8 protein-coding genes and 1 pseudogene are annotated in these 7,696 nt (G+C 46.6%); 5 read left to right on the top strand and 4 right to left on the bottom strand.

The window, feature by feature from the left end; all coding sequences use genetic code 11:
• Nucleotides 1–716: RRXRR domain-containing protein (locus tag IM456_RS11315; RefSeq protein ID WP_287712776.1), on the bottom strand; the 716-nt coding region annotated here is incomplete at its 3' end.
• A gap of 572 nt (nt 717–1,288) precedes the next feature.
• On the opposite strand from IM456_RS11315, the gene pgl reads away from it, so the two are divergent.
• The 3 genes from pgl to IM456_RS11300 all read left to right on the top strand — a co-directional run bounded on the left by pgl (nt 1,289) and on the right by IM456_RS11300 (nt 4,133).
• Nucleotides 1,289–2,011 carry a 6-phosphogluconolactonase gene (gene pgl / locus IM456_RS11310; protein WP_147072236.1) on the top strand — a complete coding sequence of 241 codons (723 nt, stop codon included), beginning with the start codon at nt 1,289–1,291 and terminating at the stop codon, nt 2,009–2,011.
• Between the two features lie 107 nt (nt 2,012–2,118).
• Nucleotides 2,119–2,745 carry a double zinc ribbon and FHA domain-containing protein gene (locus IM456_RS11305; protein WP_149986907.1) on the top strand — a complete coding sequence of 209 codons (627 nt, stop codon included), beginning with the start codon at nt 2,119–2,121 and terminating at the stop codon, nt 2,743–2,745.
• Between the two features lie 140 nt (nt 2,746–2,885).
• Nucleotides 2,886–4,133, top strand: a complete 1,248-nt coding sequence (locus IM456_RS11300; protein WP_287693351.1) for a site-2 protease family protein — start codon at nt 2,886–2,888, stop codon at nt 4,131–4,133.
• On the opposite strand, the gene IM456_RS11295 is transcribed toward IM456_RS11300, so the two are convergent.
• Nucleotides 4,052–4,816 carry a metallophosphoesterase family protein gene (locus IM456_RS11295; protein WP_002760958.1) on the bottom strand — a complete coding sequence of 255 codons (765 nt, stop codon included), beginning with the start codon at nt 4,814–4,816 and terminating at the stop codon, nt 4,052–4,054. The genes IM456_RS11300 and IM456_RS11295 overlap by 82 nt on opposite strands.
• Before the next feature lie 377 nt (nt 4,817–5,193).
• On the opposite strand from IM456_RS11295, the gene tpiA reads away from it, so the two are divergent.
• The gene (gene tpiA, locus IM456_RS11290; protein WP_150978231.1) at nt 5,194–5,919 is read left to right on the top strand and encodes a triose-phosphate isomerase; all 726 of its coding nucleotides are present in this window, start codon (nt 5,194–5,196) and stop codon (nt 5,917–5,919) included.
• On the opposite strand, the gene IM456_RS11285 is transcribed toward tpiA, so the two are convergent.
• Nucleotides 5,916–6,698 (bottom strand): fumarylacetoacetate hydrolase family protein, encoded by a 783-nt coding sequence (locus IM456_RS11285; protein ID WP_287693352.1) that lies wholly within the window; start codon nt 6,696–6,698, stop codon nt 5,916–5,918. The genes tpiA and IM456_RS11285 overlap by 4 nt on opposite strands.
• Before the next feature lie 145 nt (nt 6,699–6,843).
• Between IM456_RS11285 and rpsF the strand changes: the two genes are divergently transcribed.
• Nucleotides 6,844–7,233, top strand: a complete 390-nt coding sequence (gene rpsF / locus IM456_RS11280; RefSeq protein WP_004163403.1) for a 30S ribosomal protein S6 — start codon at nt 6,844–6,846, stop codon at nt 7,231–7,233.
• Nucleotides 7,234–7,347: 114 nt separating this feature from the next.
• Here rpsF and IM456_RS11275 read toward each other — a convergent pair.
• Nucleotides 7,348–7,696 (bottom strand): annotated as a pseudogene (locus IM456_RS11275) (Uma2 family endonuclease); the annotation flags it as partial.

Raw genomic sequence — 7,696 nt, 5'->3', positions numbered from 1 at the left:
TCGTTAGCATGACTTTCTGGTGATTGTTCTGCTTTATTTTTGGACTTTTCTAGTCGCAAATATTTTCTGAGATTAGAGGTTTGCCAACCAAAGCGAGTATGGACTGTTGCCAATTGAGACAGTTGCTCAATTGCCCATTTTTGTCCAACCATAACCGACGAGAAACCTTTTCCAGACTTAGCTCCTTTTCTACCAGAAGTTAGATCAATATCGGCTTTGATGTACTCAAAGTAAATATCGGTAATTGGATAGATTTTGGTTAGTTCAGAAACGACTCGAAGTTCAAGTTGACGATTAGCTCTGATTGAGGGAGCTAATTTTCCTTGTTTTCTATTTGAAAATCGTTTTTGTCGATGCACTCTTAGATTAAAAGAAAGTTGGCGGTTAATCCGTCTTTTTCTACGTCCTTTTCGCATTAACCGTCTATTGTCCATGCGCTCTCTTACTCGCTTAAAAGGAAGTTCTAAGTGAGCCTTCCAAAGAGTAAAAAGGGAGGATTGAACACCAATTCCAGAGAATAATTTACCCGGGTCAATACCAATGGCAATCGGTTGGGTTTTGTTATCGGAAGGTTCATCGGTTAGCTGGACATAGAAAATATCTAAGTCGTTGAATTTGCCGATAGCTTTTCCTTCTTTAATCCACCGCCTGGCCCGACTGGGTTTGGTGGGCATCAACGGTTTTCCGTCTTTTGAGATAACAGGAACTCTTGCCATGGAGATAATCCTTAAGAGTGAAGTTAATGTCCCTTACCGCAACACAATCAAGATGTCTTGTCTAACAACGCTTTACCAATAAAGCTGAGAGGGAATCCGAACTAGGGAAGTATTCGGAGGTCTGGGCCAGATTGTGTCTCGATGCGGTAGTCTCTACTTGCGTCGCCTAAATTGGTTTAGGCAAGCCCCGTCCCTTTTAGGGCGGGGTTAGTGACTAGTCTGTTTAAAAGTTCTCGCTGGGGATTCCCAGAAGGATTTTGCCGAGAGGCACTCTGACAAACTGCAATTTCTAATTAACTCTCGCTCGACCTCCTGCCCAACACTATGGTTAAATCGTTCTGCTTGTCAACCCCCTTCGAGAATCGACTCTAGAAATATTACCTCAATATGGTATCGGTAAACTTAATCCCTTTCAAAGAATAAAATTTTCCCAAGCTCTCAGACTAGGTTTCCCCCCGTATCTCTTACCTAAGACAGAGGCTGTCAAAGAATAAAATTTTCCCAAGCTCTCAGATGAGTCCTGAATGGTTAGCCTATAGTAAAGACAGCCCCCTGAGTTGATAACAAAACCCATGCAGAAATTGGTGGAAGTTTTAGCTGATAAACAAGCTCTGATCGCAAAATCTCTGGCGCTGGTTCTGGAAAAAATCACAACCAGCCTCGACCAACAGGACTATTTTACCATCGCTCTGTCTGGCGGTAGTACCCCGAAACCTCTCTACGAGGCTTTATCCTCTCAACCCCTCGACTGGTCAAGAATTCACGTTTTCTGGGGAGATGAGCGCTACGTTAGTCCCGATCATCCTGACAGTAATCAACGCATGGCCCGGTTAGCATGGCTCGATCGCATACCGATCCCGGCCGCTAATATTCATCATGTTCCCACGGATGACCCCGATCCCCAGCTGGCCGCCCAAAAATACGATGATCATCTCCGCCAATGGTTTGGGGTCAATTCTCCCGATTTTCCCGTTTTTGACCTGATTTTATTGGGAATGGGCGATGATGGTCACACCGCCTCTCTCTTTCCCCACACGGCAGCTTTAACGGTCAGCGATCGCTGTATCACCGTCGGCGAGAAAGACGGCAATCCCCGCTTAACTTTTACTGTTCCCCTAATCAATCAGGCCCGTTGTGTGATCTTTATCGCTGCCGGCGAAAGTAAACGCCCCGCTCTACATGAGATTTTCTCTGCCTATGGTGACTCTTTCTCCTATCCTTCCCGTCTCATCCACCCCCCGGCCGGGGAATTATATTGGTTGCTCGATGCGGCCGCTGGTTCCTCTTTTGTCTAGAGAATAGGGGAATAGGGGAATAGGGGAATGGGGGAATTCAACTAAAACCCTAAAACCTAACCCCTAATCTGCTTTTTTACTTTTTACTTTTTACTTTTTCCTTAAAAATGATCGTTTGTCCTAATTGCGAACATACTAACCCCGATGAGGCCAGTCAATGCGAGGCCTGTTACACTCCCTTGCCGCGGATGTCTTCCTGTCCTAGTTGTGGGGCAACCATCCAAACTGATGCCACCTTTTGCGGTCAGTGTGGCTACAATTTACAGCCTAATTCCGTTCCCATGGTGGCAGCCCAACCCGAATCGGAACCTGAACCCGTCCCACCAGTCCCTACACCCACCGTCGCCTCGATCGCACCTCCTCCTGTTGCCCCCCCACCGGTTCGGGCTGCCACCCGCTTACAGACGGAAATAGCTAGTTTGCAGCACCTGCAAACCGATAGCAAAATTGAATTACCCCTACATCTATCGGTAATTCATATCGGCAAACCTAACGATCGCATTCCCCCCGATATCGATGTTTCCGGTTTTCCCGATTCTGATATCGTCTCCCGGGTTCATGCCGATATCCGCGTCGAAGCGGGCATCTATTACCTCGAAGACAGCGGCAGCGCTAACGGAACCTACGTTAATCACACTCCCCTACCCCCCGGTAATCGTCATCGTCTCCGGGCTGGCGATCGCATTTCCCTCGGTAAAGGGGACAAAATGACTTTTATTTTCCAAATGTCTTAAAAGGGTACAGGTGTTAGGGGTTAGGGGTTAGGGGTTAGGGTTTTAGGGTTTTAGTTGAATTCCCCCACTTCCCCACTTCCCCATTTCCCCACTTCCCCACTTCCCCATTTCCCCACTTCCCCATTTCCTCACTGAAAATTATGCGTACAAATTGGCGAATCGGCTCTTTATTGGGCATTCCTCTCTATATTGATTCCTCGTGGTTTTTGATTCTGGCTTTTGTCACCTTGATCAATGCCACTGATGCAGAAATTCAGTCTCTGGCCGCCCAGAGTTCTGTTTTAGCGTGGTTACTTGGTTTAATCATGGCTTTATTGCTGTTTATCTCGGTTTTACTCCACGAATTAGGTCATAGTTTCATGGCTCGTTGCCAAGGCATTGAGGTCAATTCCATTACCCTGTTTCTCTTTGGAGGTATGGCCTCGATCGATCGAGAATCTCGGACTCCTCCAGAGGCCCTGCAAGTAGCGATCGCTGGACCCGCCGTTAGTTTTCTCCTGTTTTGTCTCTTATCCCTAGCCAGTCACTTACCCTATTTAAACGCCAATTTAACTTATATATGCGGGCATTTAGCGATAATTAACCTGTTTTTGGCTCTATTTAATCTTATCCCCGGTTTACCCCTCGATGGGGGTCAAATTTTCAAAGCAATGGTCTGGCAAGCGACTGGCGATCGCTGGAAGGGTTTACATTGGGCTGCGATCAGTGGTCAATTCATCGGTTGGTTGGGGATTATTTTAGGGATTTTCTTGGTTCTCTTGACGGCAGATGTGGGGGGTGCCTGGTTAGGATTAATGGGCTGGTTTATCCTCAGAAATGCCAGCGCCTACGATAATTTGACTAATTTACAGGAAAGTCTCCTCAATTTCACAGCGGGAGAGGTGATGAGCAGACATTTGCGGGTTTTAAACGCCCATCAAACCCTACAGGAATTCGCCCAAGAATACGTTTTAGACCGCGCGGCTGCCAATACTGCTTATTTTGCCGCTTCCGAGGGGCGTTATCGGGGATTAATTCGGGTGGAAGATTTACAGGCGATCGAGCGGAGTTTCTGGTCAGAAAAACAACTGCTTGATATTGCCCATCCCCTCGCGGAAATTCCCAGTGTTGAGGAAAAAACCCCCTTAGTGACAGTGGTGCAAAAATTGGAAACCATCCCGGACCGCATGATCACGGTGTTAACACCAGCCTCCGCCTTAGCGGGAGTGATCGATCGCGGCGATATCCTCAAGGCAATTGCGATTAAATACCAACTTCCCCTAGAGGAAACGGATATTGAACGCGCTCGCGAGGGAGTTTACCCCAGTTATTTGCCCTTAAATGTTATTGCTGCCGCTCTCGACAAGAGTGAACCGCCAAAAATCGGCGAACCGTCCTTAATGTCCTGACGTAGAGAGGATGGAAGATAATAATCTTGAATCTGGCTAATCCGAAAATTTCCTCGCTGGTTAACCTGCCACAATTTCCCCGTTTCCACATCTAAACAACTTAACCAGCCTTGGCCGTAGGCCCAAGTATCGATACAAATGGCATGGCCGAGATTAATCGGTTTCCCGCTTTTTTGGCTGGTATGGCCGCAAATCATGGTTTTTCCCGAACTATGGGCGGCGGGATATTGAAATTTCTCCCAAAAGAGTTTGTATTCTGGTTGTCTGGCTAGGGGTAGATGGGGATCGAGACTAGCGTGAACAAATAAATGATTGGCAGTTTCGTAGCTATTTATACAGACTTTTCCTAAAAAATCCCAGTGGGATTCGGGAATTTTAATCAGGTGGCCTTCGCTATAGGATTTGAGGGTGGCTTTACCGCCTTTTTCTAACCAGAGACGCTGTTTGAGGGGGTTGTTACGGGCTTGTAGCATGATAATCTCGTGATTACCCTTGAGGGGAATCAAATTTCCCTGTTTATGTAGGGAAATCAGGCGATCAATCACCCCTTTCGAGTCTCTGCCCTTATTAACGTAATCACCGAGGGTGATTAAAGTATCTTGCGGTTTGGGATTGACGATCTCTAGCAAGTGATCTAGAGCTTTCGAGCAACCATGAATATCGCCGATCGCTAAGGTTCGCATGAGGATTTAGTAGGGGATTAGGGCATAGGTAGGGTTTGCGGCAAAAAGTTTTTCGTGGGGGCAGGGTGTGGGGTGTGGGGTGTAGGGTGTAGGGTTTTACCGATTTTGAGGTGGTCAGTTACCTAATTTTCAGGGAAAAAGTCCAGGAATTTTACCCCCGATCCCTCCAATGGTAGGCAATTTTTGAGGTCAAAAAAGTCTAAAAGCCTTATCAAACAAAGTTTTTAGATTTATTCAGCAAACCCTAGGTACGGGTAAAAGTATTAAAAAAATCTGCTCACGACAAACAGCGATTATCGGTGATCTTGCTTAGGGTAACAAAAAGGCTTACAGTAAAATGTACCATAAATTATCAAATCTACTAAATTAATTAAGCTGTGCCGAAAGTTGTTATTGCAGGTAACTGGAAAATGCACAAAACCCAGAGAGAAGCTTTGGAGTTTTTGCAAGATTTTAAATCCCATCTAGATGAAACCCCCGACGACCGAGAAGTAGTTCTTTGCGCCCCTTTCACAGCTTTAGCTGTCCTCTCTAAAACCCTCCACGGCGGTCGTATTCGCTTGGGGGCGCAAAACGTCCACTGGGAAAAATCGGGGGCTTATACGGGCGAAATCTCGGCGGATATGTTAACCGAAATTGGGGTTCACTATGTGGTTATCGGTCACAGTGAACGCCGGCAATATTTCGGCGAAACCGATGAAACCGTCAATTTAAGGGTTATATCTGCCCAAAAACAAGGTTTAATCCCGATTATCTGCGTGGGAGAAAGTAAAGCCCAAAGAGATGCCGGAGAAACGGAAAAGGTAATTATCAAGCAAATTCAAGGGGGTTTAGTCAATGTTGACCAAAACAACCTCGTTATCGCCTACGAACCCATCTGGGCGATTGGGACGGGGGAAACCTGCGAAAGCGAGGAAGCTAACCGCGTTATCGGTTTGATTCGGCAACAATTAGATAATCCCGAAGTAACCATTCAGTACGGTGGTTCGGTAAAACCCGATAATATCGATGAAATTATGGCTCAATCGCAGATAAACGGGGCTTTAGTCGGTGGGGCAAGTCTAGACCCCGCCGTATTCGCTAGGATTGTTAATTATCGCTAATTGATTTCTGCTGCCATGACGCTATTTTCCAAAACCCCGATGCCTTCTATTTCCACCCGAACCTTATCCCCCACCTGCATCGGTCCGATTCCTTCGGGAGTTCCCGTTAAAATCACATCCCCCGGCAGCAGGGTCATCACTTGAGAGATATAAGCCACCAAGACATCGGGAGGAAAGACCATATCGCTGAGATAACTGCTTTGTTTGGGTTCGCTGCCATCATTGAGAAAAGTGGTTAATTGCGCCCCGATACTCAATTCCCGGACAATCCAGGGGCCGAGGGGACAAAAACTGTCAAATCCTTTCGCCCGCGTCCATTGGCTATCTTTTTTCTGTAAATCCCTAGCGGTGACATCGTTAGCAATGGTATAACCCCAGATTTTGCTTCTGGCCTGGGCTGTGGTGCAGTTTTTGGCGGTTTCTCCGATAATTAATGCCAATTCTCCCTCATAATCCACTCTTTCCGATTGGGGCGGATAAAAAATAGTTTCACCATCGGCGATAATTGTCGTCGGTGGCTTGAGAAATAAAAGCGGTTCTTCCGGTACAGGTGTTCCCATCTCGGCGGCGTGGGCGCGGTAATTTTTGCCCACGGCAATAATTTTCGACGGGAAACAGGGGGCTAATAGTTGGTAGCTATCAGGTTCTAATTCTAGCTTGGTTAGTTGCCCTCCTTGCCAGGGAGGGACATCAAAGACAGCAACGCTACGGTTTAGCTGTAACAGTCCGTAGAAGATTTGTCCTTGACGATGTTTCACTCGTACATAGCGTTGCGCCATATTTTTCTGGGAATGACTAGCGATCGACTCTCGGATAGTAGTATGATCATATATCCTTGCTTCTTTATTAAAAGCTAGAGAGTTATTAAAATCAATTAACCTCCGGTCTTGACAAAGAAGCCTTCTAGTCCATAAGGATTCTGAGATGAGCAATAACTACGAAACTCTTTACATTCTCCGTCCCGATTTAGGGGAAGAAGTCGTTCAGCAACAAGTGGAACGTTATCGGACTCTGATTACCGAACACAGCGCCACAGACATTCAAGTTAAGGTGTGGGGTAAAAAACGTCTGGCCTATCCCATCAAAAAACTCAATGATGGTGTCTATGTGCAGATGAATTATCAGGCCAGCGGCAAACAAGTCGCCCCCATGGAACGGGCCATGCGTTTAAGTGATGAGGTTATTCGTTATTTAACCCTAAAACTCGATCGCGTGGTGGCCCCCCCGGCCGATTTATCTCCCCTAACGGAAATTCCCCCCTCTCCTATCACCGAAGCAGTGGTGGAAGATGACGGTATCTCCGCTGAAGATTAATTATATAGCGTTTCCTAAGCTAGTGAGGTACACCTGTTTTTCTTCCCTTTTGCCTCTTGCCTTTTGCCTAAAACCCATAACTTTTGTACCTCAGCAGACTGAAAAACGCTATAGTCACAACTGTGTCGGGTCAATGCCCAATTCCCGTAATCGGGCAAAAGCGCGATCGCGTTCTTGTTGTGCTTGGTTGCGCTCCTCAAAGAGGGTTTCAGGGTCTTTAAATCGTTCCCCATCGGGATAAAAGACCTCTAAACCCTCTTCAAACATCTCAAACCGAATCCCTAGGATTGGGGAAGTCCAGGGAAAATTCAAGGCCGTTACTGGGAAAAAATCCTCTTGCTGATTGGCCCGCACCAATCCCCAGAAATCATGGGAGTCTGGGTCATAGAAAAACATTTCTAATACCCCATGCTCCCGATAGAAAGACTGCTTTTTGAGCATTTCCCTGGCACTATTGCTCGGA

This window comes from Microcystis sp. M079S1 (assembly GCF_020246425.1).
GTDB lineage: Bacteria > Cyanobacteriota > Cyanobacteriia > Cyanobacteriales > Microcystaceae > Microcystis > Microcystis aeruginosa.
This window is presented reverse-complemented; position numbering and strand designations above follow the sequence as displayed.

What these genes read in the sequence shown, in the direction of transcription:
- IM456_RS11295 (WP_002760958.1), bottom strand. Translation starts at nt 4,816, where the DNA reads ATGCGAACCTTAGCGATCGGCGATATTCATGGTTGCTCGAAAGCTCTA.
- IM456_RS11300 (WP_287693351.1), top strand. Translation starts at nt 2,886, where the DNA reads ATGCGTACAAATTGGCGAATCGGCTCTTTATTGGGCATTCCTCTCTAT.
- IM456_RS11305 (WP_149986907.1), top strand. Translation starts at nt 2,119, where the DNA reads ATGATCGTTTGTCCTAATTGCGAACATACTAACCCCGATGAGGCCAGT.
- rpsF (WP_004163403.1), top strand. Translation starts at nt 6,844, where the DNA reads ATGAGCAATAACTACGAAACTCTTTACATTCTCCGTCCCGATTTAGGG.
- pgl (WP_147072236.1), top strand. Translation starts at nt 1,289, where the DNA reads ATGCAGAAATTGGTGGAAGTTTTAGCTGATAAACAAGCTCTGATCGCA.
- IM456_RS11285 (WP_287693352.1), bottom strand. Translation starts at nt 6,698, where the DNA reads ATGGCGCAACGCTATGTACGAGTGAAACATCGTCAAGGACAAATCTTC.